Annotated in this window: 22 protein-coding genes, 3 tRNA genes and 1 pseudogene; 12 read left to right on the top strand and 14 right to left on the bottom strand. The window is 71.0% G+C overall.

From position 1 onward, the window contains the following. Entirely contained in the window at positions 1–1233 is a 1233-nt protein-coding gene (locus ABJI51_RS28845) for a class I SAM-dependent methyltransferase (RefSeq protein ID WP_348954171.1), read from the bottom strand. A gap of 197 nt (positions 1234–1430) precedes the next feature. On the opposite strand from ABJI51_RS28845, the gene ABJI51_RS28840 reads away from it, so the two are divergent. Continuing rightward, the gene (locus tag ABJI51_RS28840) at positions 1431–1787 is read left to right on the top strand and encodes a YrdB family protein (protein WP_348954170.1); all 357 of its coding nucleotides are present in this window, start codon (positions 1431–1433) and stop codon (positions 1785–1787) included. A gap of 41 nt (positions 1788–1828) precedes the next feature. On the opposite strand, the gene ABJI51_RS28835 is transcribed toward ABJI51_RS28840, so the two are convergent. Both ABJI51_RS28835 and ABJI51_RS28830 read right to left on the bottom strand, forming a co-directional pair. Next, positions 1829–2701 carry an LLM class F420-dependent oxidoreductase gene (locus tag ABJI51_RS28835; RefSeq protein ID WP_348954169.1) on the bottom strand — a complete coding sequence of 291 codons (873 nt, stop codon included), beginning with the start codon at positions 2699–2701 and terminating at the stop codon, positions 1829–1831. 40 nt (positions 2702–2741) lie between these two features. Beyond that, the gene (locus ABJI51_RS28830; RefSeq protein ID WP_348954168.1) at positions 2742–3710 is read right to left on the bottom strand and encodes a hypothetical protein; all 969 of its coding nucleotides are present in this window, start codon (positions 3708–3710) and stop codon (positions 2742–2744) included. A 134-nt stretch (positions 3711–3844) separates the two neighbouring features. Here ABJI51_RS28830 and htpX point away from each other — a divergent pair, with 134 nt between their 5' ends. The 3 genes from htpX to ABJI51_RS28815 are packed head-to-tail and all read left to right on the top strand — an operon-like array spanning position 3845 to position 7086. Next, complete coding sequence (gene htpX, locus ABJI51_RS28825; RefSeq protein ID WP_348954167.1) at positions 3845–4696, top strand: zinc metalloprotease HtpX; 852 nt, start codon at positions 3845–3847, stop codon at positions 4694–4696. 52 nt (positions 4697–4748) lie between these two features. After that, complete coding sequence (locus ABJI51_RS28820; RefSeq protein WP_348954166.1) at positions 4749–5774, top strand: LLM class flavin-dependent oxidoreductase; 1026 nt, start codon at positions 4749–4751, stop codon at positions 5772–5774. A gap of 1 nt (position 5775) precedes the next feature. Beyond that, complete coding sequence (locus tag ABJI51_RS28815; protein ID WP_348954165.1) at positions 5776–7086, top strand: NtaA/DmoA family FMN-dependent monooxygenase; 1311 nt, start codon at positions 5776–5778, stop codon at positions 7084–7086. Here the strand turns inward: ABJI51_RS28815 and rfbA are convergent. Together rfbA and ABJI51_RS28805 are read right to left on the bottom strand one after the other, a co-directional pair. Continuing rightward, the gene (gene rfbA / locus ABJI51_RS28810) at positions 7083–7964 is read right to left on the bottom strand and encodes a glucose-1-phosphate thymidylyltransferase RfbA (protein WP_348954164.1); all 882 of its coding nucleotides are present in this window, start codon (positions 7962–7964) and stop codon (positions 7083–7085) included. The two genes, ABJI51_RS28815 and rfbA, sit on opposite strands and share 4 nt — an antisense overlap. A 52-nt stretch (positions 7965–8016) precedes the next feature. Continuing rightward, the gene (locus ABJI51_RS28805; RefSeq protein ID WP_348954163.1) at positions 8017–9150 is read right to left on the bottom strand and encodes a sialidase family protein; all 1134 of its coding nucleotides are present in this window, start codon (positions 9148–9150) and stop codon (positions 8017–8019) included. A gap of 189 nt (positions 9151–9339) precedes the next feature. On the opposite strand from ABJI51_RS28805, the gene ABJI51_RS28800 reads away from it, so the two are divergent. Further along, positions 9340–10026, top strand: a complete 687-nt coding sequence (locus ABJI51_RS28800) for a hypothetical protein (RefSeq protein WP_348954162.1) — start codon at positions 9340–9342, stop codon at positions 10024–10026. A gap of 101 nt (positions 10027–10127) precedes the next feature. Here ABJI51_RS28800 and ABJI51_RS28795 read toward each other — a convergent pair whose 3' ends face one another. Then, a complete protein-coding gene (locus ABJI51_RS28795; RefSeq protein WP_093949078.1) occupies positions 10128–10619 on the bottom strand; it encodes a YajQ family cyclic di-GMP-binding protein in 492 nt (163 codons plus the stop codon). A gap of 129 nt (positions 10620–10748) precedes the next feature. On the opposite strand from ABJI51_RS28795, the gene ABJI51_RS28790 reads away from it, so the two are divergent. Then, positions 10749–10831: transfer RNA gene (locus ABJI51_RS28790), tRNA-Tyr, on the top strand. Positions 10832–10979: 148 nt separating this feature from the next. Here ABJI51_RS28790 and lon read toward each other — a convergent pair. The 4 genes and pseudogenes from lon to ABJI51_RS28770 all read right to left on the bottom strand — a co-directional run bounded on the left by lon (position 10980) and on the right by ABJI51_RS28770 (position 16090). Continuing rightward, on the bottom strand, positions 10980–13382 hold the full coding sequence (gene lon, locus ABJI51_RS28785) for an endopeptidase La (protein WP_348954161.1): 2403 nt from the start codon (positions 13380–13382) through the stop codon (positions 10980–10982). 100 nt (positions 13383–13482) lie between these two features. Beyond that, positions 13483–14234, bottom strand: a pseudogene (locus ABJI51_RS28780) (SAM-dependent methyltransferase). 13 nt (positions 14235–14247) lie between these two features. Continuing rightward, complete coding sequence (locus ABJI51_RS28775; RefSeq protein ID WP_348954160.1) at positions 14248–15102, bottom strand: SAM-dependent methyltransferase; 855 nt, start codon at positions 15100–15102, stop codon at positions 14248–14250. A gap of 49 nt (positions 15103–15151) precedes the next feature. Beyond that, on the bottom strand, positions 15152–16090 hold the full coding sequence (locus tag ABJI51_RS28770; RefSeq protein ID WP_348954159.1) for a GNAT family N-acetyltransferase: 939 nt from the start codon (positions 16088–16090) through the stop codon (positions 15152–15154). Between the two features lie 237 nt (positions 16091–16327). Between ABJI51_RS28770 and ABJI51_RS28765 the strand changes: the two genes are divergently transcribed. From ABJI51_RS28765 to ABJI51_RS28740, 6 genes are all read left to right on the top strand, one after another. Continuing rightward, the gene (locus tag ABJI51_RS28765) at positions 16328–18982 is read left to right on the top strand and encodes a putative bifunctional diguanylate cyclase/phosphodiesterase (RefSeq protein WP_348954158.1); all 2655 of its coding nucleotides are present in this window, start codon (positions 16328–16330) and stop codon (positions 18980–18982) included. A gap of 80 nt (positions 18983–19062) precedes the next feature. Further along, positions 19063–19135 (top strand) — tRNA-Thr (locus ABJI51_RS28760). Positions 19136–19185: 50 nt separating this feature from the next. Beyond that, positions 19186–19258, top strand: a tRNA-Met gene (locus ABJI51_RS28755). Positions 19259–19308: 50 nt separating this feature from the next. After that, positions 19309–19473 (top strand): 50S ribosomal protein L33, encoded by a 165-nt coding sequence (gene rpmG / locus ABJI51_RS28750; RefSeq protein ID WP_348954157.1) that lies wholly within the window; start codon positions 19309–19311, stop codon positions 19471–19473. A gap of 79 nt (positions 19474–19552) precedes the next feature. Then, positions 19553–20002, top strand: coding sequence for a MaoC family dehydratase N-terminal domain-containing protein (locus tag ABJI51_RS28745; RefSeq protein ID WP_348954156.1), 450 nt, complete (start codon positions 19553–19555; stop codon positions 20000–20002). Next, on the top strand, positions 19999–20397 hold the full coding sequence (locus tag ABJI51_RS28740; protein ID WP_348954155.1) for a MaoC family dehydratase: 399 nt from the start codon (positions 19999–20001) through the stop codon (positions 20395–20397). Before ABJI51_RS28745 ends, ABJI51_RS28740 begins: the two co-directional genes overlap by 4 nt. Here the strand turns inward: ABJI51_RS28740 and ABJI51_RS28735 are convergent. The 4 genes from ABJI51_RS28735 to ABJI51_RS28720 all read right to left on the bottom strand — a co-directional run bounded on the left by ABJI51_RS28735 (position 20394) and on the right by ABJI51_RS28720 (position 23596). Beyond that, positions 20394–21299 (bottom strand): SGNH/GDSL hydrolase family protein, encoded by a 906-nt coding sequence (locus tag ABJI51_RS28735; protein ID WP_348954154.1) that lies wholly within the window; start codon positions 21297–21299, stop codon positions 20394–20396. The genes ABJI51_RS28740 and ABJI51_RS28735 overlap by 4 nt on opposite strands. A gap of 35 nt (positions 21300–21334) precedes the next feature. Next, positions 21335–22291, bottom strand: a complete 957-nt coding sequence (locus ABJI51_RS28730; protein WP_348954153.1) for a hypothetical protein — start codon at positions 22289–22291, stop codon at positions 21335–21337. Then, on the bottom strand, positions 22288–22638 hold the full coding sequence (locus tag ABJI51_RS28725; protein WP_348954152.1) for a GntR family transcriptional regulator: 351 nt from the start codon (positions 22636–22638) through the stop codon (positions 22288–22290). Before ABJI51_RS28725 ends, ABJI51_RS28730 begins: the two co-directional genes overlap by 4 nt. Positions 22639–22699: 61 nt before the next feature. Next, complete coding sequence (locus tag ABJI51_RS28720; protein ID WP_348954336.1) at positions 22700–23596, bottom strand: TIGR03619 family F420-dependent LLM class oxidoreductase; 897 nt, start codon at positions 23594–23596, stop codon at positions 22700–22702. Between the last annotated feature and the right edge of the window lie 77 nt (positions 23597–23673).

The following is a 23673-nucleotide window of genomic DNA, read 5'->3' as shown; positions in this document are numbered from 1 at the left end:
TCACTGCACCTCGACGATTTCCAGGCGGGGAATCGGGAACACGAGCTTTCCGCCCCACGCACCGATGTAGGAGAGCTGTCCGGTCAGTTCCTCCCGGAGGTTCCACGGGAGGACGAGCACGTAGTCGGGCCGGTCCGCTTCGATCCGTTCCGGGGGCAGCACCGGGATGCGCGTGCCCGGCGTGAACCGGCCGTGCTTGTAGGGATTGCGATCGACGGTGTAGGCCAGCAGGTCCGTGCGGATCCCGCAGTGGTTGAGCAGCGTGTTGCCCTTGCCCGGCGCCCCGTAGCCGACGACGGTCTTGCCCTCGGCACGCGCCTCGATCAGGAACTTCAGCAGGTCCAGCCGCACGCGGGTGACGCGCTCGGCGAACTCGGTGTACCCGGACAGCTCGTGCAGCCCGGCGGACTTCTCGCGCTCCAGCACGTCGGTCATCCGCTCGCTGGGCTCACCCGCCACCTCGGCAGGACGCGCCCACAGCCGGATCGACCCGCCGTGCGTCGGCAGGAGTTCGACGTCGACCACGGTCAGCCCGCCGGTCGCCAGTGCCCGGCGCGCGGATTCGACCGTGTAGTACTGGAAGTGCTCGTGGTAGATCGTGTCGTACTGGTTCTTCTCGATCAGCGTGAGCAGGTGCTGGACCTCGATGGAGACCCAGCCGTCGTCGGCGACCAGTGCCCGCAGGCCCTTGGTGAAGCCGAGGACGTCGGGGATGTGCGCGTAGACGTTGTTCGCGGCGACGAGGTCGGCCGGCCCGTGTTCCTCGCGCACCCGCAGGCCGGTTTCCTCGGAGAGGAACGCGGTCAGGGTGGGCACGCCGGCGTCGCGCGCGGCCTGCCCGACGTTCACCGAAGGTTCGACGCCCAGACACCGGATTCCGTGTCCGACGACGTGCTTGAGCAGGTAACCGTCGTTGCTCGCGACCTCGACGACGAAGGACTTCTCGCCGAGCCCGAGCCGTTCGACGGCGCCGTCGACGAACCGCTTCGCGTGGTCGACCCACGACGTCGAGAAGGACGAGAAGTAGGCGTACTCGGTGAAGGTGTCACCGGGGTCGATCAGCGGCGGGATCTGGGCGAGCCAGCAGTCGGTGCAGACCTTCAGGTGCAGCGGGAAGGTGGCTTCCGGCTCGTCGAGCTGGTCCGCGGTCAGAAATCGCTCACACGGGGGAGTCGCACCGAGGTCGACGACGCTGGCCGTGTTTGTCGAACCGCAGAGTCGACATGTGGTCATCTACCAGGCTCCTTGGCTCGCGGTCGCGATATGCACCTGACACGTCGACCGGCGCCGGGAGGTCGTTACAGCGACGCGTGAGCCATTGGTGGACCGATTCGGAACCGCAACCTGAACGGAGCAACTGTGGTGAAACTCACCAACCGTGCCCGAGTGTACCCGTAACGTCCACTGTGGACCACCCCTAGGCTGGCGCGATGACTTCGGAGCCGACTCCGCGCGTGGGCGTGGTGCTGACGGTCCGCTTCCTGACGGAGCTGGCCCTGCTGGGCGGCCTGGCCCTGGCCGGCACCCAGCTCGGCAGCGGAGTGGTGCTGGCGATCGCGGACGCCGTCCTCCTCCCGGCCGCGGCGGCCGCTGTCTGGGGTTTGTTCATCGCCCCGCGCGCCCGCCGCCGTCTCCCGGAACCCGGCCGCTTCCTGCTGGAGTTCGCCCTGTTCGCGGCCACCGGCGCGGTGCTGGTGCTGATGGGCTGGCCGGTGACCGGGATCGTGCTGGCGGTCGCCGGGATCGGCGTCGCGGCCCTGACCCGGGTCGTCGCCAAGGACGGCTGAGGCCTCCGCGCCGTCGACGCGGAGGCCCCAGAAGACGGCAGTCAGAGCTTTTCGACCGCCGGAATGACCTCCGAGCCGAACTTCTCCAGGACCGACGGCTGGTGCACGTGCGGCACCATGCCGAGGGCGACGTCGATGCCCAGCCCGTTCAGCCGCTCCAGCTCCTCGACGAGGGCGCCCACCTTCGAGCCGTCCTCGCCGATGTCGAGGATGTGGTAGACCGTCTTGGTGATCGAGCCGTAGTCGCGGCCCTCGTTTTCGCAGTGCTGCTTGAGCACGTCGAGCTTGTGCTCCAGGTCCGGGGTGTTGAAGAGGTTGCACTGGTCGGCGTACTTCGCCACCAGGCGCAGCGTCTTCTTCTCGCCGCCGCCGCCGATCATGATCGGGGGGCGGGGCTTCGAGAGGGCCTGGGGCACGTTGAGCAGCCGCGTCGCGTCGAAGTGCTTGCTCTTGAACGGTGCGTCGCCGTCGGCCCACATCTGGAGCACGTACTGGAGGTTCTCCTCCAGCAGCTCGAAGCGCTCGGCCAGCGGCGGGAACGGGAAGCCGAGCCCGCGGGACTCCTCCTCGTTCCAGCCCGCGCCGATGCCGAGGATCGCGCGGCCGCCCGACAGGACGTCCAGGGTCGTGATCGCCTTCGCGAGCAGGGCCGGGTGCCGGTAGAGGACGCCGGTGACGACCGTGAGCAGCTTGGCGCGCTCGGTGTGTGCCGCGATGAAGCCGAGGGTCGTGTACGCCTCGAGCATGTCGTTTTCCGCCGGGCCGACCGCGCTGATCTGGAAGAAGTGGTCCATCACGGCGATCGAGTCGAAGCCCGCCTGGTCGGCCGTGCGGACGATGGCGGCCAGGTCGGCGCCCAGTGCGGCCGCCCCGTTCGGCCACGTGAAGTCGGGGATCTGCAGTCCGAGTTTCATGTTTTCCCACCGTATACCTGGAGTTACGCCAGGTGGGTCGTCAGAAGTCGCGGACGACGAACACCCGGCCGTGCAGCGGGTCGGTGACGTACACCGTGCGGGTGTGCTGGTCGACCGCGACGTCGCCGGGGTTGACGCCCAGTGACAGCTCGCCGCTGAGCGTGCCCGCCGCGCCGTCGACGCGGCTGATCCCGTTCTGGCCGCCGTTGGTGTACACGGTGTTCGTGCCCTGGTGCACGGCCAGTGCCGAGGATTCGCTGCGCAGCAACACGGTCTTGCGTTCCGTGCGCGTTGCCGCGTCCACAATGGACATGTGGTGGATGCCGGAGTTCGCGACGTACACCGTGCCGCTCGGGACGTGCACCGCGACCGCCGTCGGGTTGCGGCCGACCTTCGCCGACGCGACGAACTTCCCGCTGTCGATCGAGAACACCTCGACCGAATCCGTCGCCGTGCTCGCGCAGTAGGCCAGCTTGCGGCCGGTGTCGACAGCGATCCCGGCGAGGCTCGGCTTCGGGCCCGGCACGAGGGTCACCAGGGAGCAGCTCACGCCGTCGAGGATCGCGAGCATCCCGGTGGCGGCGCTGGTCACGTACACGCGGTCGGCCTGCTCGTCGACCGCCAGCGCCGACGCGCCGTCGCCCGCGCCGACCACGCTCACCAGGTCGTGCGTGCGGCCGTCGAGGACGACCACGGTGCCCGCCGGCGGGTTCGCGACGTAGATCCGGTTGGCCTTCGCATCGACGGCGACGTCACCCGGCGCGCCGCCGACGGGGATCACCGTGTCGACCGACGCGCTCCGCGGGTCCACGGCCGTCACCGTCCCGGCCTCGGCGTCGGTGACGTACGCGAGGCCGGTGACCGGGTTCACCGCGAGCCCGCCCGGTGCCCCGCCGACGTCGACCGACCGGACGTCCTCCGCGCGCGCCGACCCGGGCAGCGCCAGAACTCCGGCACCGGCCGTGAGCAGGGCGAACAGGCTCCGCCGGGGTAGCTGGCGACCTTGCATCGGCGCCTCCGCTCGTGATCAACTCGCGTTCCGAGCGTAACTCGCGCGAGGATCACGTGAAGGAACTTCGCGTCCCCCGATCGCGTTGTTTCCACTGGACAACCCCCCTGAAGAGCGGACGGAGGCGAGCGCGCGTGCACGGCCACCAGAACGGACTCAAGACAGCGTTGCTGCTCGGCCTGCTGTCGGCGATCATCGTCGCGATCAGCGGGCTCTTCGGCCGCGGTGCCCTGGTCGTCGGCCTGGTCATCGCTCTCGGGATGAACGCCTACGCGTACTTCAACTCCGACAAGCTGGCGCTGCGCGCGATGCGGGCGCGGCCGGTGTCCGAGGTCGAGCAGCCCGCGATGTACCGGATCGTGCGCGAGCTGGCGCAGGTCGCCCGCCAGCCGATGCCGCAGCTCTACATCAGCCCGACGGTCGCGCCCAACGCGTTCGCGACCGGCCGCAGCCCGCGGCACGCCGCCGTGTGCTGCACCACCGGCATCCTCGACCTGCTCGACGAGCGCGAGCTGCGGGCGGTGCTCGGCCACGAGCTGTCCCACGTCTACAACCGCGACATCCTGATCTCGTGCGTCGCCGGCGCGCTGGCCAGCGTGATCAGCGTGCTCGCGAACATCGCGCTGTTCTTCGGCGGCAACAACCGCGACGGGAACCCGCTGGTCAGCCTGCTGCTGGTCTTCGTCGGCCCGATCGCCGCGGCGGTCATCCGGATGGGTGTGAGCCGGTCGCGGGAGTACCAGGCCGACGCGTCCGGCGCGGAACTGACCGGCGACCCGCTGGGCCTGGCCTCGGCGCTGCGGAAGCTGGAGGCCGGGACGCGGGCCCGGCCGCTGGTCGCGGAGCCGCAGCTGGTGTCGCAGTCGCACCTGATGATCGCCAACCCGTTCCGGCCCGGCGAGGGACTGAGCAGGCTGTTCTCGACCCACCCGCCGATCGCCGACCGCATCCGGCGGCTCGAGGAAATGGCCCGCCGCCCGTTCTGATCCCAGCTGATGGGAGCGGGAATCCGGGCTCCGCCCGCGGAGTTGGCCAGGCATGGTTTCCGCACAGCTGCACCTGGGCGTCGCCATCGACGGGGCCGGGGCACACCCGGCCGCTTGGCGTGTTTCCGCGGTCGAGCCCGCCGCCCTGTTCACCGCCGGCCACTACCTGAAGCACGCGAAGCTCGCCGAAGCCGCTTCGCTCGACTTCGTCACCCTCGACGACTCCCTGGCGCTGCAGCCCGGCGGCGAGGACGTCGTCCGCGGCCGCCTCGACGCGCTGCTCACCCTGTCCGCCATCGCGCCGCTGACCAGCCGGATCGGCCTGGTCCCGACCGTCACCACCACGCACACCGAGCCTTTCCACGTCTCGACGTCGGTCGCGACGCTGGACTACGCGAGCCGCGGCCGGGCCGGCGTCCTCGCGGTGCCGTCCCTGACCGACGCCGAAGCCGCGCACTTCGGCCGCCGCCCGGCCCCGTCACCGGAAGACGCCGCGGCCGAGAACGCCGAAGTCCTCGACGTGATCGCGCGGCTGTGGGACAGCTGGGAGGACGACGCGATCATCCGCGACGCCGCGACCGGCCGGTTCATCGACCGCGACAAGCTGCACTACGTCGACTTCCAAGGCCGTTTCTTCAGCGTCAAGGGCCCGTCGATCACGCCGCGCCCACCGCAGGGCCACCCCGTGACCTTCGCGTACGAGGGGCCCGCCGACGTCCTCCTGACCGGCGAGCGCGTCCCGGGCGCGAAGGCCGTCGAGCCGATCACGGTCCTGCTCGCGCCGACCGACGAAGCCGCGGCCGAACGCCGGCGCGTCCTCGACGACCTGCACCCGTGGCAGCCGGAAGGCCGGTTCTTCGCCGGTACCCCGGCCCGGCTCGCCGAAGAACTGCAGGGCGGCGACGTCGACGGCTACCTGATCCGGCCCGCCGTCCTGCCCGACGACCTCGCGCTGTTCACCGCCGAGGTCGTCCCCGCCCTGCAGGCCGCAGGCGCGTTCCGGATCGGCTACGCGGGCACCACGCTGCGCGAGCACCTCGGCCTCGGCGTGGCCGTCAACCAGTACCAGGGGGCCTGAGATGACCAAGCAGATCAAGCTCGCCGCGCACTTCCCCGGCGTCAACAACACGACCGTGTGGAGCGACCCGGCGTCGGGCAGCCAGATCGACTTCGCGTCCTTCGAGCACCTGGCGCGGACCGCCGAGCGCGGCAAGTTCGACTTCCTCTTCCTCGCCGAAGGCCTGCGGCTGCGCGAGCACGCGGGCAAGATCCTCGACTCCGACGTCGTCGGGCGGCCCAACACGACCACCGTGCTCGCCGCGCTGTCCGCCGTCACCACGCACCTCGGGCTGGCCGGGACGCTGTCGTCGACGTTCAACGAGCCCTACGAGGTGGCCCGGCAGGTCGCCACCATCGACCACCTGTCCGGCGGGCGCGCCGCGTGGAACGTCGTGACGTCGCCGGACGCGTTCACCGGCCAGAACTTCCGGCGCGGCGGCTTCCTCAAGCGCGAGGACCGCTACGCCCGCGCCGAGGAGTTCCTGGCCACCGTGCGCGAGCTGTGGGACAGCTGGCAGCCCGGAACCCTGGTCGGGGACAAGGAAAACGGCGTCTTCGCGCGCGACCCCGGCAAGTTCGCCCACCGGGGACCGCAGTTCGACATCCACGGGCGGTTCACGCTGCCGCGGACCCCGCAGGGGCAGCCGGTCGTCATCCAGGCAGGCGACTCCGACGAGGGCCGCGAGTTCGCCGCGAAGGCCGCCGACGTCATCTTCAGCAGGCACGGCACCCTCGAAGACGGCCAGGCGTTCTTCCACGACGTCAAGCGCCGCCTGGCCGCGTACGGCCGCGAGCCCGGCGACCTGCTGATCATGCCCGCGGCGACGTTCGTCCTCGGCGACACCGACGCCGAAGCCGAGGAACGCGCCCGCGAGATCCGGCTCCAGCAGGTCCGCCCGGCCACCGCGATCCAGTTCCTCGAGCAGGTCTGGAGCCGCGACCTGTCCGGCTACGACGTCGACGGGCCGCTGCCGGAGGTCGACCCCGACCCGGACGCCGAGCCGCTGACCTGGGGCCGCGTCCGGCACGAGAAGGACCTGCTGGAAACGGCGCGGCGGTGGCGGGCCATCGCGGAGGAGAAGAAGCTCTCGATCCGCGAGCTGGTGATCGAGGTCACCGCGCGCCAGCAGTTCGTCGGGACGCCGTCGACCGTGGCCGCGGCGATCGACGACTACGTCCAGTCCGACGCGGCCGACGGATTCGTCCTCGTCCCGCACCTGACCCCGACCGGGCTCGACGAGTTCGTCGAGAAGGTCGTCCCGCACCTGCAGGAACGCGGGGTGTTCCGCACCGAGTACGCCGGGCCGACGCTGCGCGAGCAGCTGTTCTAGACCGAAGCTCCCGCCGCTACGGCGACTGCCTTGACGTAGTCGCCGTAGCCGGACTTCGCCAGCTTCTCGCCCAGCGCGTAGCACTCGTCGGCGTCGATGAAGCCCATGCGCAGCGCGATCTCCTCCAGGCACGCGATGCGGACGCCGGTGCGGTGCTCCAGCACCTGGACGAACTGGCCGGCTTCCAGCAGCGAGTCGTGCGTGCCGGTGTCGAGCCAGGCGAAGCCGCGGCTCAGCTCGACCAGCGTGGCGCGGTCCTGCCGCAGGTAGGTGAGGTTTACGTCGGTGATCTCCAGCTCACCGCGCGCCGACGGAGTCAGCGAGCGGGCGATGTCGACGACCTGGTTGTCGTAGAAGTACAGCCCGGTGATCGCCTTGTTGGAGCGCGGCTTGGCGGGCTTCTCCTCGATGGTGATCAGCCTGCCGTTCTCGTCGACTTCGCCGACGCCGTAGCGCTCCGGGTCCTTGACCGGGTAGCCGAACAGGACGCAGCCGTCGAGGTCGGCGACGGCCTGCCGCAGGCGGCCGGAGAAGCCCTGGCCGTAGAAGATGTTGTCGCCGAGCACGAGCGCCACGTCGTCGTCGCCGATGAAGTCCGCGCCGATGACGAACGCCTCGGCCAGCCCGTTCGGGCTGGGCTGCTCGGCGTAGGAGAACGAGACGCCGAACTGGTCGCCGTTGCCCAGCAGCTTGCGGAACATCGGCAGGTCGGCGGGGGTGGAGATGACGAGGATCTCGCGGATCCCGGCCAGCATCAGCACCGAGATCGGGTAGTAGACCATCGGCTTGTCGTAGACGGGCAGCAGTTGCTTCGACACCGCCTGGGTGATCGGGTGCAGGCGCGTCCCGCTGCCTCCGGCCAGCACGATGCCCTTCATGGACTGCCTCCCTTTCCCCGTGACTGGACCACTCCAGCCTACGGGGACGCGGTCAGAAGGCGGGTCCCTTGCCGAAGTAGGCCTTGCAGCCGAGGTTGTACTCGGTGGCGATCTCCAGCACGTTCTTCCCGCCGTCGACCGGCAGCAGCGTCGAGGAGTAGTTGGGGCAGAAGTTGTTGTGGATGCCGGTGATGTGCACGGGAGCAGGCAGCTCGTACCAGTGGCCGCTGCCGAAGTTGTCGTTCGCCAGCAGCACCTGGCCGTTCTTCGGCTGCGGCTCGCCCTTGGCGTTGGTGTAGATCTGCCCGACCATGACGATCCGCACACCGTTCGGGCCGCCGGGGAACAGCGTGATCGTCTGGGCGTGCTGGAAGTAGTTGCCGCTGGCGGTGGTGACCCGGGTGCCCGGATCGCCGGGATCGCCCCAGTTCGCGCCGTCGGCGGAGATCTTGAAGTAGGGGTCGCAGTAGCGGTCGCGGAAGTTGCAGATCTCGTAGGCGAAGTAGTACCGGCCGTCGGGCAGCCGCCGGATGATCGGCATGCCGGGCCGGACCCGGTCCGGCGGGATCGCCATGGTGAGCTGTTTGGTGCCCCACGTCACGCCGTCGGTCGAGGCGACCCGGTTGAGCACCTGCGCGTACTTCGGCGCCTGCGTCTCGTCGGCGTAGTGCAGCCAGAGCGTGCCACCGGCGTCGACGGTGAACTCGGGCTCCCAGATGCCGTCGATGTTGTGCGACCGCGCGGCCTCGGACAGGAACGACCACGCGCGGCCGCCGTCCTTGCTGGCCCAGACGCGGATGCCGACGCGCCGCTGCGGCCCGGCGTCCTGCCGGTAGGACGCGGCCCACAGCAGCGTCCCGGCGCGCAGCTTCCCGACCCGCTGGGGGAGTTCGTAGACGGTGCCGCAGCACATGCCGAAGCGGCCGTCGGCGTCGTGGATCTCGCCGATCTTGTGGAACGACTCGCCCTCGTCGGTGCTCTCCAGCACCGGCGTGAACTTCCCGCCGGCGTCTTCGCTGGTCAGCGTGGCGATGATGCGGCCGCGGCCGATGACGGAGTGTTCGAGGCGGATCAGCCGCGCGTACGAGCCGTAGCCCGGGATGAGCTGCTTGCGTTCGGCGGCCTGCGCCGGCGTGAGTGTGGCGCCGATCACGGTGAGTGACAGCACCAAGGCGAGCAAGCGCATCGTGACCCTCTCCACGCGGTGACCGCGCGATTACAACACGCAGGTGGGCGAGTTCCGGGGGAGTCACGCGGCCCATTACCGCGTTCGAGGGGTTTGATATGCCCCAACGGGTGACGGCGAAGGTAACGCTTTGGCGGAGCGTGTCGAAAAGCTCACGAGAGGGACCGGCGGCGGTCCCGAGGGGGAACGATGAAACTCCGGCTGTCCTGCCTGCTGCTCCTGGCGGCGGTGCTGGCCTCGGCGTGCGCGCCCGCCGCCACCGGCTTCGGCGAGATCGTGGGAGCCGCGGGTTCCCGGCCTGCGCCCACATCGGCACCGCCGTCGACGTCGGCCGCGCCACCGGCACCCCGCGAAGTCCCGGCGGAGACACACACGGGCAAGGGCGACGGCCAGTTCTCCACGGCATGGCCCGCGGACCAGCCGGCATTCCTGACGTTCGAGTGCCCGAAGTGCTCGTCCAACGTGTTCGTGGAGACCGACGGCGCGGACGGACTCCTGGTGAACGCGATCGGCAGGTACAAGGGCACATCGTGGTTCAACGTGTCCCCGTTCGACCAGCCGGCGACGGAGATCACGGTCCGCGCGAACGCCGCCTGGACGGCAACGATCACCGACTTCCGCAGCGTCCCCGAGCTGACCGCGGGTGCGCCGAAGTCCGGCAAGGGCGACGCGGTGTTCCGGGTGGCGAAGGGCGTCACGAAGGCGGCGTTCACGGCGAAGGGCCGCGGCCACGTGGCGGTGTGGGTGACGACGGAGTCGAGCATCGACCTGCTGGTGAACGAGATCGGCGACCAGCAGCGAACGCTGGAACTGCGCGAGCAGGCCTTCCTGCGCATCGAGGACTGGGACGGCAGCTGGACGATCACGCCGTCCTGACCGCGGGGTGACCGGACGTCATGAACGAGTCGTTCATGACGTCCGGCGACCGGAAAGAGTCGTTCATGTCGCGGGGGCGGAGGCCCCGGGCGACGTGCGGCTCAGCGGTAGTTGGTGAACTGCAGCGCGATCTCGAAGTCCTTGCCCTTCAGCAGGGCGATGACCTCCTGCAGCTGGTCCTTCTTCTTGCCCGACACCCGCAGCTGGTCGCCCTGGATCTGGGCCTGGACGCCCTTCGGGCCCTCGTCGCGGATGAACTTGGCGATCTGCTTCGCCTTGTCCGAGGCGATGCCCTGGAGGATCTTGCCGCTGATCTTGTAGATCTTGCCCGACAGCGCGGGCTCGCCTGCTTCGAAGGCCTTCAGGGAGATGCTGCGCTTGATCAGCTTCTCCTTGAACACCTCGACCGCGGCCAGCGCACGCTCCTCCGTCTCGGACTCGATCGTGATCGCCTCCTCGCCGGCCCAGCTGATCGTCGTGCCGGTGCCGCGGAAGTCGAACCGCGTGCCGAGCTCCTTGCTTGCCTGGTTGAGCGCGTTGTCCACCTCCTGGCGGTCGACCTTGCTCACGACGTCGAAAGAGGGATCCGCCACGTGTCCTCACACCTCGTACTCGCTTGTCAGGGGCACCCAGCCTAGCCCCCACCGGCGGATGGGTATCCCGGTTGACCCCCGCTCGAGACCCTTGGGTAAGCTTTCCCCCGGCCGGAGCGAACCGGCCTGGGCGGGTTACCCGAGTGGCCAAAGGGGACTGGCTGTAAACCAGTTGGCTTACGCCTACGGGGGTTCGAATCCCTCACCCGCCACGTCGATTCGTGAGAGAGCCATGTCTGCGGAAAGCGCAGACATGGCTCTCTCCGTTGTGTCTTGTGGGGGCCGAGCCCCCACACCCCCGCCGGGGGCAAGCCCCCGGACCCCCGGCCGGTCACCTTGGGTGGTGAGGCACCGGTTCCGTTATGCGGCTTGGGGAACCGGGGTCGAGGCGGGGGTCAGGGCCAGGTCGAGGACCTCGCGGACGTTCGCCACCGCGTGGACGTCCAGCTCGGCCAGCACCTCCGCCGGGACGTCGTCGAGGTCCGGCTCGTTGCGCTGGGGGATGATCACTGTCTTCATGCCTGCCCGGTGGGCTGCCAGCAGCTTCTGCTTCACTCCGCCGATCGGCAGCACCCGGCCCGTCAGGGACACCTCGCCCGTCATGGCCACGTCCGCGCGGACCACGCGGCCCGACAGCAGCGACGCCAGCGCCGTCGTCATCGTGATGCCCGCCGACGGGCCGTCCTTCGGGACCGCGCCCGCCGGGACGTGGACGTGGATGCCTCGCTCGCGCAGGTCGCCCACCGGCAGCTCCAGCTCCGCTCCGTGAGACCGCAAGTACGACAACGCGATCTGGACCGACTCCTTCATCACGTCGCCGAGCTGGCCGGTCAGCTGGAGGCCGGATGCGCCGGACTCCTTGTCCGCCAGCGACGCCTCGATGTACAGGACGTCGCCGCCCGCGCCCGTCACCGCCAGGCCCGTTGCCACGCCCGGGGTTGCCGTGCGCTGTGTCGACGCCGGGAGCGACGACTCCGGGATGTGCCGCGGGCGGCCCAGGTAGGTCTCCAGGTCGGCGGCGTCGACCGAAACCGGCAGCGAAACCTCGTCCAGTGCCACCTTGGTCGCGATCTTCCGCAGCACCTTCGCGATCGTCCGGTTCGCGTCGCGCACGCCCGCCTCGCGGGTGTACTCGGCCGCGATCCGGCTGAACGCCGCGTCCGTCAGGACGACGTCCGCAGCGCCGAGGCCGGCGCGCTCCAGCTCGCGGGGGAGCAGGTGGTCGCGGGCGATGGTCACCTTCTCGTGCTCGGTGTAGCCGTCCAGCGTCACCAGCTCCATGCGGTCCAGCAGCGGGCCGGGGATGGTCTCCAGCGCGTTGGCCGTCGCCAGGAACACGACGTCGGACAGGTCCAGCTCGACCTCGAGGTAGTGGTCGCGGAACGTGTGGTTCTGCTCCGGGTCCAGCACTTCGAGCAGCGCCGCCGTCGGGTCGCCGCGGTAGTCCGCGCCGACCTTGTCGATCTCGTCGAGCAGCACCACCGGGTTCATCGAGCCGGCTTCCTTGATGGCGCGGACGATCCGGCCGGGCAGCGCGCCGACGTACGTGCGGCGGTGACCGCGGATCTCCGCCTCGTCACGGATGCCGCCCAGCGCGACCCGGACGAACTTGCGGCCCATGGCCTTCGCGACCGACTCGCCCAGCGACGTCTTGCCGACCCCGGGAGGACCGGCGAGCGCGAGCACCGCGCCCGAACGCCGTCCGCCGACCGGGCCGAGACCCGATTCGGCACGGCGCTTGCGCACGGCCAGGTACTCGATGATGCGTTCCTTCACGTCGTCGAGGCCGGCGTGGTCGGCGTCCAAAATGGCCCGTGCGGCCGCGATGTCGTAGACGTCCTCGGTGCGCTCGTTCCAGGGCAGCTCCAGGACGGTGTCCAGCCACGTGCGGATCCAGCCGCCTTCGGGGGACTGCTCGGACGTGCGGTCGAGTTTGTCCACTTCGGCCAGTGCGGCCTTCTTGACGTGCTCGGGCAGGTCGGCGGCTTCGACGCGGGCGCGGTAGTCGTCGTCCTGCGCGGTGCCGTCGAGTTCGCCCAGCTCCTTGCGGATCGCTTCGAGCTGGCGGCGCAGCAGGAACTCCTTCTGCTGCTTTTCCATGCCTTCGGCGACGTCCTTGCGGATCGTGTCGGTGACCTCCAGCTCGGCGAGGTGCTCCTTGCTCCACTCCAGCGCCTTCTCCAGGCGCGCACTGACGTCCAAAGTGGACAGAAGCTGGAGCTTCTGCGCGGTGTCGAGGTACGGCGCGTTGCCGGACAGGTCGGCGATCGCGGACGGCTCTTCGACCTGCTGGACGGCGTCGATCAGCTGCCAGCCGCCGCGCTGCTGCAGGATCGAGATGACCACGGCCTTGTACTCGGCCGCGAGCTTGGCGGTGCGGTCGTCGGTGGTCTCGGGGGCGTCCTCGGCGTGCACCCAGCGGGCGGCGCCGGGACCGTCGGCGATCCGGCCGACGAGCGCGCGGGCCGTGCCGCGCAGCAGGACGGCGGCCTTGCCGCCGGGGACGCGGCCGATGCGCTCGACCGTGGCGACGGTGCCGAACTCGGCGTATTCGCCGTGGACGCGCGGGACGATGAGGACTTCGGCCTTGGCGGCCGCGGAGGACCGGATGCCGGGGAAGGACGCCTGGCTCGGCGTCCTGGCCTGGGCGGACTCCACCGCTGCCCGCGTCTCGGTGTCGGTCAGGTCGAGCGGGACGACCATGCCCGGCAGCACGACGTCGTCATCGAGCGGGAGCACGGGCAGGAGGCGGGTGTCGGACATGTGCACTCCTCGTGTAGTTGAGTCTGCCTAGCTCAACTCTCCAATGGGCATGTTTGTTTCCCGGAGTGCGTTCGCCAACAGCGATCAGGAAAAGCACAGGTCAGCGGCCTGGGTGACGCGCGACGGCGCACCAGACGAAGGGACGCGTCTCGGCGTCGATCTCCGTCGGCGGCGACGCGGGACGCCAGTCCGGCAGCGACGTCATCCCGGGCGGCAGCAGCGGCCAGCCGCCGAACCAGGGCAGCAGCTCCTCGGCCGAGCGCAGCCACGCGGGGTTCGAGGTGTCCTGGTAGGCCTCGATGAACCGGCGGACCTCCGCCGCGCGGTCCGGCGGGGCGTCGTCGCGGCACGTGCCGTGTGTCAGCGCCGGCCAGCTGCCCGGGGCGAGCTTCGACCGGTAGGCCGCCATCAGCCCGTCCGGGTCGTCGGACGGCCCGATGAAGTGCATGACCGTGATCATCAGCAGGCACACCGGCCGCGACCAGTCGATCAGCGCCGTCGTCACGGGGTCGGCGAAGATCCCGGCGGGACGGCGGATGTCCTTCTCCGCCAGGCCCGCCCAGCCCGACGCGCCCTCGCCTTCGGGCAGCCGGTCGCGGACGATCTCGTGCACGTTCCCCGCCGTCGGCACGCCGGAGCCGAGGTCGACGAACTGCCGGCGTCCATCGCCGCCGAGACGACCCGGTTCATGAACGCCCGGTTCTGCCGCGAGATGGGCCGGATCAGCGGCCACAGTTTCTCGACGCGGCGGCCGAACTCGCGGTCGACCGCCCAGTGGTGGTTCCCGCCGAGGTACCAGTCGTAGACACGCGCCGCGGACGGCTTCTCCGTGTCGACCCCGGCGGGAGCGATCGAGCGGCTTCGCTCACGCGCCCGGCTTCTCCGCGATGCCGCACCACGCGAACGGCCGCGCCTCCGCCTCCAGGGCGTTGAGCTTCCGGTCCGGCCGCCAGTCCGGCAGGTGCACGATGCCCGGCTCCAGCAGGTTCCAGCCGCCGAACAGCGGCTCGATCTCCTCGCGGCTGCGCAGCCACACCGGGTTGCTGGTCTTGCGGTACTGCTCGACGAACCAGCGCAGCCCTTCGAGTGCTTCGCCGGTCCCGTCGCCCTCGCTCATCTGCGAGATCGCCAGCCAGCTGCCCGGCGCGAGTGCGTTCCGGTACGTCTCGAGCAGGCCCTCCGGGTCGTCGTCCGGCCCGACGAAGTGCAGCACCGCCATCATCATCAGGCAGACCGGCTGCGAGAAGTCGATGAGCCGCCGGGTCTCCTCGGCGCGCAGCACGGCCTTCGGGTCGCGCATGTCGGCCTGGACGATGCCCGCCCAGTCGGTCGCCGCCTCCTCTTCGAGGATCAGCGTCGCGTGCGCGACGGCGACCGGCTCGTAGTCGACGTACACGACCTTCGCGTCGTGCTCGTCGGGCAGCTCGGCCTCGACGACCTCGTGCACGTTCCCGGCCGTCGGGACGCCGGAGCCGAGGTCGATGAACTGCCGGATGCCCGCCCGCAGCGCCGCGCGCACCGCGCGGTTCATGAACTCGCGGTTCTGCTTCGACCCCGGGCGCACCAGCGGCCACTGCTGCTCCATGCGCCTGCCGAACTCGCGGTCCACGGCCCAGTTCTGGGTACCGCCCAGGTACCAGTCGTAGATCCGGGCCGCGGACGGCTTTTCGACGTCCACACCCTCGGGTGCTCTCGGCGCGGAATCCCGTTGATCGGCCACTTCCGGCTCCCCTCGCTGCTCGCGCGGGTCAGCCTATGCCGCCGGAGGTTCAGCGAACAGCCGGGCGGCGCTGCCAGTACGTCCACAGCGGGCGGTAGCCCTGGGCGTACCAGAACGGCGTCGACAGCGGGTTGGCCGCCGCGTGGTGCAGCAGGACGACGTCGGCGCCCTCCTCGTCCAGCACGTGGTGCGCGTGGGTGGCCAGCGCGGTGCCGACACCGGACGAGCGCGCGGCCTCCGCGACGGCCAGCGACGACAGGTAGCCGACGCGGGCCGCGGCGACGCGGCCGCTGATCCAGCCGGTCTCGCCCGGGTGCTGGACGCTGACCATGCCGAGCGGGCGGCCGTACAGCTCCGCGATCCACAGCGGCGGCTCCGGCCGCTTCAGCTGCTCGGCGAGGTCCTTGGCCAGGATCTCCTCGACGCCGTCGCGCCAGTTGACCGTGCCGTACTGGGCGTCGTAGGAGTGCAGCTCCATGCCGAGCGCCACCGCGGTTTCGAGGTCGCCGGGCTCGGCGCGGCGGATCTTGACGCCGGGGGTCCCGAGCGGGGTCGCCGGCACCATCCGCTGGGCGGGGCGGACCGCGATCACCCGCAGCGGCGCGAAGCCGTGGTGCAGCATTTCGCGGGCGCCGGCGGCGTCGCGGCTCGCGCGCGGCACGATCGCCGCGGTCTCGGTGTCGCCGCGCTCGGCGACCGCGCGCAGATGTTCATCCCATCGAGTGAGGAGGGCGTCCAGGGCGGCCGCCGGCTGCGGGCCCGCGAGCTGGAGGTCGAGCCGGTGCTCGGTCAGCGCGCGCCACGGCGCGTTGGGGGCGTCGCGGTCGACCTGGACGCGCGAGGCCAGCCCGGAAGCGGCGGAGTCACCCGTCGCCACCTCCAGGACCACGGCGTTTTCGGCCGCTTCGAACGGGGTCGAGCCGGGGAGGAGGGGATCCACCGCCGCGAGCCGCGCCGCGTGCTCGGTGGCAATCACATCGCTGTGCATGCGCCCATTGAAGCGCGACCCGAGCGAGCTTGGGCGGGGAACTGCTAGGACTGGGGAAACCCGACGTTTCACCCTTTGGTCCACGCAGGTCAGCGCGTTCTAGGCATTGTTAACCCTGGGGTGATCTCCTACTGTCTCGAAAGGGACACGGGTACGCCCTACGGGGTACGGTATGGCCCTTGTCCACACCCGAAGTCACGGATCATTGCCGGTGGACAAGCCGGGAGGGAAGGTCGGATGCCGGACACCAACGCCCACGGCGACGCCGTCGCGCAGGCGCAGCCCGGGCCGGGAGCCGCTTCCGGGACACCACCGCAGCCCGCCGCCTCGGCCGAAGCCCGCACCGACGAACGCCGGTTCCGCGCGTACACCTTCGCCGTGCTGAGCCTCGGGCTCGTCGCCGCCTTCGCCGTCGGCTCGTGGCTGCCGTTCCACTGGGACAGCAAGCTGCTGTGGATCGGCCCGGTGCTCGCGATCGCGTTCCTGCTCGCCGAGCAGCTCGGCATCAACGTCGACGTCCGCAGCGGCATCTCGTGGACCATCTCCTTCACCGAGATCCCGCTCGTCATCGGGTTCTTCATCGCGCCGTTCGAGGTCGTGCTGGCCGCGCACCTGGTCGCCGGCATCGGCACGCTGCTCGCGCGGAAGGTCGCCGGCCGCGTCCTCTACAACGCGGGTGCGTTCCTGCTGGAGATCACCGGCGCCTTCGCGGTCGCCGGCCTGGTCAAGTACGCCGTCGGCGCCGGGGTCGGCGAGAAGATCCCGTGGGTCGCGGCGCTGGCCGGGACGCTCACCGCGCCGCTGGTGAGCACGCTGCTCGCGCTCGCCGCGGTCCGCGTGCTGCGGCGCCGCATGCGGGTCAGCACCGCCGTCCGGCTCACCGCGCGGATCCTGGTCGTCGGCTTCGTCAACGCCTCCGTCGGCCTGTCCGGCTACCTCGTCATCTCGAACACGCCCAAGGCGTGGCCGCTGGTGCTCGCCGTCTTCCTCGGCCTCACCGCGCTGTACTGGGCCTACTCCGACCTGCTGCGCGAGCAGCGGGACATGGAGGCGCTCTCCGACGTCAGCCTGATGGTGGCGCGCTCGGGCCAGCAGGCCGCGGCCCGCCCGGCCAGCCGCGCCGACGAGCTCGTCGGCGGCGTCGACGTCCGCGAATGGGCCACCATCGCCGAGCGCATCAAGGACCAGCTCGCCGCGGGCCGCGTCGTGCTCCGGCTGCGGCTGGAGGCGAAGGACACCATGCGGGTCGTCGTCGCGGGCGACGACCTGCCGCCCGCCGACCCGGCCGCCGACGACCCGCTGCTGCGGCTGCCCGGCGCGCACGTCCGGCACTTCCGGATCACCGAGGCCAACCCCGACGTCCGCGCGGCGCTGCTCGACCGCGGCGCGCAGGAGGCGCTGGTCGTCCCGCTGCGCAGCGCGAACCAGCTGCTCGGCGTCGTCGAGGCGCACGACCGGCTGTCCCGGTGGCGTGGCTTCGGCAAGTACGACGTCCAGCTGCTCGGCACGATGGCCAGCCACCTCGCGACGTCGCTGGACAACCGGCGGCTGCTGGCGACCCTGCGGCACGACGCCTACCACGACCCGCTCACCGGGCACCTCAACCGGCCGGGCTTCCGGCAGGTGGCCAAGGAGCCGCTGCGGGACTTCGCCAACGCCGTGGTGCTGCGGATCGACCTCGACGTGTTCTCGACCGTCAGCGACGCGCTGGGCTACGCCTGGGCCGACCGGATGGTGATCGCCGCCGGCCGCCGCATCCGCGACGCGCTCGGCCCCGACGTCCCGCTCGCCCGGCTCGAAGGCGCGTCGTTCGCGGCGCTGCTCGTCGGCTGCCCGCCGGAGGACGCGCACGCCGCGGCCGAACGGCTGCGCCGCGAGCTGTCCGCGCCGTACCCGGTGGACCGCCTTTCGGTCGAGGCCAACGCGATGATCGGCTACGCGACGACGTCCGCGGAGGAACCGGGCGACGTCGTCGACATCGAAGGCCTGCTGCAGCGCGCCGACGTCGCGGTCCGCGCGACCAAGGGCGGCGAAGAGGTCCGCGGGTACGTGCCGAGCATGGGCCAGATCTTCCTGCGGCGCTTCCAGATGGTCACGCAGTTCCGGCAGTCGCTGGAGGACGGCCAGGTCAGCGTCCACTACCAGCCGAAGATCACCCTGCCGAACCGGCAGGTGCAGGGCGTCGAGGCGCTGGTGCGCTGGGTGCACCCGGAGTTCGGCAGGCTCGGCCCGGACGAGTTCGTCCCGGCCATCGAGGCGGCGGGCCTGATCGGCGTCCTGACGTCGTTCGTGCTCGGCGAGGCACTGAAGCGCTGCCGCAAGTGGCTCGACGAGGGCCTGCGGATCTCGGTGGCGGTCAACCTGTCGGTGCGCAACCTCGCCGACGAGAACTTCCCGGACAAGGTCGCCCGCGAGCTGGACCGCTTCGGCGTCCCGCCCGAGCTGCTGACGTTCGAGCTGACCGAGTCCGGTGTGATGTCGGATCCGCAGAAGGCGCTGCCGATCCTGCGCGAGCTCCACTCGCTGGGCATCGTGCTGGCGGTCGACGACTTCGGCACGGGCTATTCGTCGCTGGCGTACCTGCGGCAGCTGCCGGTCGACCAGGTGAAGATCGACAAGAGCTTCGTCCTCGGCATGGGCACCGACCTCGGCGACCTCGCGGTGGTCCGGTCGATCGTCGAGCTGGGCCACTCGCTCGGGCTGACGGTGGTGGCGGAGGGCGTCGAGGAGGACGTGGCCCGCGACCAGCTCGAGGCGATGGGGTGTGACGTCGCCCAGGGCTACCTGATCTCCCGGCCGCTGCCGGAGGACCGCCTGGAGGCGTGGCTGCAGGCCCGCACGGCACGCTCGCCGGGGCGGCACTCGGAGACCGTCCTGACCCTGCTGACCTGAGGTTTTGCCGTTAAGGGACCCCGGTTGCACGGCCGGGTGAAGGCCCTTGCTAATCTTTCAAAGTCCTCGCGAGAGGCCAGGCCCCTTTAGCTCAGTCGGCAGAGCGTCTCCATGGTAAGGAGAAGGTCTACGGTTCGATTCCGTAAAGGGGCTCTCGACCTCAGCCGCGTCACGCCTGCGTGTCGCGGCTTGGGTCATGTAAGGGCGGTGTAGCTCAGTTGGCAGAGCAAGCGGCTCATAATCGCTGTGTCGCCGGTTCAAGTCCGGCCACCGCTACGCGGTAACGACGGGGCCGGCCCCCGGGACCTGAGAGAGAAGGAAACGCTGTGGCTTCCACCGACGTGCGACCGAAGATCACGCTGGCGTGCGAAGAGTGCAAGCACCGCAACTACATCACCAAGAAGAACCGGCGCAACAACCCGGATCGCCTGGAGATGAAGAAGTTCTGCCCGAACTGCGGTACGCACCGGACGCACAAGGAAACCCGCTGACGTAGCGCGTTCACCCCAGCTTCGAAGAGCCGCCCCGGACCACCGGGGCGGCTTTTCTGCTGTTGGTAGCCTCCTGGTCGTGCCCTTGGACCAGTCGTTCACCGGGCGGAGCTATCCGCCGCAGACCAGCTACGAAGTCAGCCGGGAGAAGATCCGGGAGTTCGCCGACGCGATCGGCGACGCCAACCCGGTCTACCGCGACCCGGAGGCGGCCCGCGCGGCCGGCCACCCGGACGTGATCGCCCCGCCGACGTTCCTCACCATCATCAACCTCGCCGCGATCAACTCGATCGTCACCGACCCCGAGCTCGGCCTCGACTACTCGCGGATGGTGCACGGCGACCAGGGCTTCACCTACACGCGCCCGGTCTACGCCGGTGACGTGCTCGAGGTGACCACCCACATCGACAACATCATGGCCCGCGCCGGCAACGACTTCATCAACCTGCGCGCGGACATCACCGACGCCGCGGGCGCGCGGGTGTGCACCACGCGCGCGCAGCTGGTGGTCCGAGGGGAGGGCGTGTGAACACCGGCGACGAACTGCCCGCCCTCGAGGTCCGGATCACCCGTGAGCAGCTGGTGCGCTACGCCGGGGCGGCGCTGGACTTCAACCCGATCCACTGGAACGAGGCGTTCGCCAAGGACGTCGGCCTCCCGGACGTCATCGCGCACGGGATGCTGACGATGGCGGTGGCGGGCCGCGTGGTCACCGACTGGCTCGGCGACCCGGGCAGGCTGATCGACTTCAGCGCCCGCTTCACGCGCCCGGTCGTGGTGCCGAACACGCCGGAGGGCGCGCTCGTCGAGATCACCGGCAAGGTGGCCGACGTGAAGGACGACGGCATCGCGCGCGTCGACCTCGTGGTGAAGTTCGACGGCAAGACCGTCCTCGGCAAGCCGCAGGCCCTCGTCCGCCTCTAGGGCAGCTTGAGCACGGCCAGGACGGCGTCGGCCATGCCTTGCTCGCCGCGCGCGTTGGGATGCAGCGGCGCGGCGGGCGAGGCGGGCAGGACGCCCTCCACCCAGCGCTGGTCCGGGGCCGCGCAGACGTCGTGGCCCTTGCCCGGCGTTGCCGTGTCCGCGTAGCCCGCGCGGTGGGCGTCCGCCTGGTCCTCGAGCATCTTGTTCAGCTTGCCCAGCGCCGCGCGGAAGTACGCGATGTCGCCGGCGCCGAAGGGCAGGGACGGCCAGCAGCCGTCGCCGTCGGGCAGGACCGTCGGGTAGCCGACGACCACCACCTTCGCCTTCGGGGCCTTGGCGTGGATCCGGTCGAGGGCCGCGCCGATCTTCGGGGCCGTCGCGTCGATCCGCTCGGCGAGCTGGTCGTGGCCGCCCGCGGTCAGGCGGTCCTTGCACGGCGACGACGCCTGGTGCGTCGTCGCGCACGACGACGCGTACGAGAAGAAGCCGACGTCGTTGCCGCCGATGCCGAGCGTCACCAGCGTCGTGTCCGCGGTGACGGCGTCCAGCTGCGGCGGGTTCGTGCCGTTGCCGGTCTTCTGCGCCGCGGTCAGGTGGGCGGTCGTGGCGCCGCTGCAGCTGACGTCGGCGAACTGGGCCGGTTTCAGCTTCGCCGAGACCAGGTGCGGGTAGTTGTCGTCCGAGCGCTCGCAGCCGGCGGGCGTGCCCGCCTGCCGCCCGGTGCGCGGCGCGGACGTGTACGAGTCGCCGAGCGCCACGTAGCGGCCGCTGCCGCCGCCGGTGTCGGCGCCGTCCGGTGGCGCCGACGACGAGCCGTGCTGCCACTTGTAGTACCCGAAGGCCAGTACCCCGAGCACGAGCACCACGACCAGGCAGCCGCCGCCACCGCTCTTCTTCGCCACTTCTTCGTTTCTACCGAACGCGGTGCGTCCCCGGCCTAGCCAATCCGGGTGATCCGCTGCGCGATCAGGTCGTTGACCAGCCCGGCGCCGGTTTCCGGGTCGTCCACGCTCACCAGCACGGTCCGCCCGTTCTCCAGCGACAGCGCCAGTGCCGGGCCGCCGCGCACCTTGTACGCCGTCGTGCCGGTGACCGGGTTGAAGCGGAGCCCGAGCCCGCCGTCGCCGAACGTGCTCAGCTCGCGCGTGGCCGCTTCGCGGATGCTGTCCAGCTTCAGGTGCCGCCACGGGAAGCCGAAGAGACCGAAGCGGATCGTCACGCCCTTGGCGTCCACGGTCGCCTTCAGCCGGTACGTCAGCGCCGTCACGACCGCGCCGACCAGCGCGATCCAGAGGCCGGTCTGCCACGGCAGCCCGGCGGGCACCAGCGCGACGGCGACCGGGATCAGCGCGAGGACCCCGAGCATCGCCGGGTTCTCCGCGCGGCTCGACCAGAACGCGCGCTGCCCGGGCCGGAGCCCGACGCTCGGCCGGGCGGCCCCGGTTTCGCGGACCGGCGAAGGCAGGCCGCCGGCGAAGGCCGCGACGACGCCGAGTGCGGCCGCGCCGAGCAGGAACAGCACGACGACGCCGGCGCCGCGGGCGGCCTGCCAGTCCGGGACGTCGAGGTTCGCGACGAGCACCGTCAGCAGGACCGCGGCGGGCATGGCGGCGAAGCCGGCACCGACCCCGACGGTCGGCCGCGGCAGTGGCCGCCCGCGGCGCAGCGCGGCGACCGCGGTCGCCGTCAGGACCGCGACGGCGACGACGCCGAGCCCGAGGCACATGCCGGTGAACGGCCCGAGCGCGGTGTGGCCGTTCGGGCGGGTGCCCCAGTGCGTCGCGACGGGGTCGGGAAGCCGCGCCCACCAGGCGTTCGCGAGCACGCCCGCCACGGCCAGCGCGGCGCCCGGCAGCACGGCCGTGGCGGTCAGGACCCGGATCAGCTTGCTCATGAGTATTTCTCCTTCAGCACCCCGGTGAGTTCGTCCAGGCCGACGCCCGCGCGTTTCGCCTCGCGGACCAGTTCCGCGGCCAGCTCGGCCAGCCGCGCCCGGGACGACGCGCCGCCGATGACCACCGCGCCACGTCGTCGCCGCAGGTCGATGAGGCCTTCGTCGCGCAGCAGCGCGTACGCCCGCAGCACGGTGTGGACGTTGATGTCCAGCGACGCCGCCAGCTCGCGGGCGGGCGGCAGCTGCTCGCCGGGCGCCGGGCTGCCGTCGGCCATGGCGCGGCGGAGCGAAGCCGCCACCTGTTCGAAGAGCGGGACGGTCGAACTCGGGTCGATCCGGACCAACATAGTTCTAACTATAATAGAACAAAGAGACCCCGGCGAACGAGACGAGAATCACACTCAGGGTTCAGCCGCCGATCAGCTGTGCGGCGAGTTCGAGAGCGTGGTCGACGTCCTTCGCGACGTAGTGCAGATCGACGAGCACCTCGGAAATGCCCAGCTCGCGGGCCACGTCGAGGCAGGGGGCGACGTCGTCGGCGGTCTCGACGGCGGTGCCCCGGCGCGGGTTGATCCGCAGCACCCGGCGCAGCGCTCCGGGGTCGCGGCCGGCCTTCTCGGCCGCTTCGAGGGCGACCGACCAGAGCCCGGTCAGGTACTGCTCCGGCAGCCAGCCCGCCAGCCAGCCGTCCGCGCGGCGGCCGACCCTGGCCAGCGCCGCCGGCGAGAACCCGCCGAGCAGCACCGGCGGCCGCGGGTCCTGCGCGGGCCGCAGGCCCACCGTCGACGGCGCGATCCGCCACTGCGGGCCGTCGTGCTCGGCCGGGTCGCCGGTCCAGAGCGCTTCGAGCGCGTCGAGGACCTCGTCCAGCCGGCGGCCCCGGCCCGGCCACGGCACACCGGTCGCGTAGTACTCCTCGCGCAGCCAGCCCAGCCCGAAACCGACGTCGAGGCGTCCCGAGCTGGCGAGATCGAGCGAGGTCAGGGCCCGGGCGAGCAGCACCGGGGAGTAGGCGGGGCCGGTCAGCGCGCTCGTCCCGAGCCGGGCCGTGCGGGTCACCGCGGCGGCCGTCGCGAGGGTCGTGAACGGGTCGGCGAAGGTCTCGAACTCCTTCGGGTACGGGTGCTCCGGCGTCCCGCCGCCCGGGTAGACGTCGGACGGCTCGCGGGGCGCCAGGATCCGGTCGCCGACCCACAGCGAGGCGAAGCCGAGGCCCTCCGCGGCGGCCGCGAAGCGCGCGACGGCGGCCGGGTCGGCGAGCGGGCCGTACTGCGGCAGCGCGAGCCCGAGCCGCAGCCCGCTCACCGGCGCCGCGCCGGGACGACCGACGGACGGGGGGTGCACGTCATGGCCGACATCCTGGCATGATCAGGAGGTCGGCG

The organism is Amycolatopsis melonis (assembly GCF_040064235.1).
GTDB classification, from domain to species: Bacteria; Actinomycetota; Actinomycetes; order Mycobacteriales; family Pseudonocardiaceae; genus Amycolatopsis; species Amycolatopsis melonis.
The sequence above is the reverse complement of the archived record's forward strand: the minus strand, read 5'-3'. Positions and strand labels throughout refer to the sequence as shown.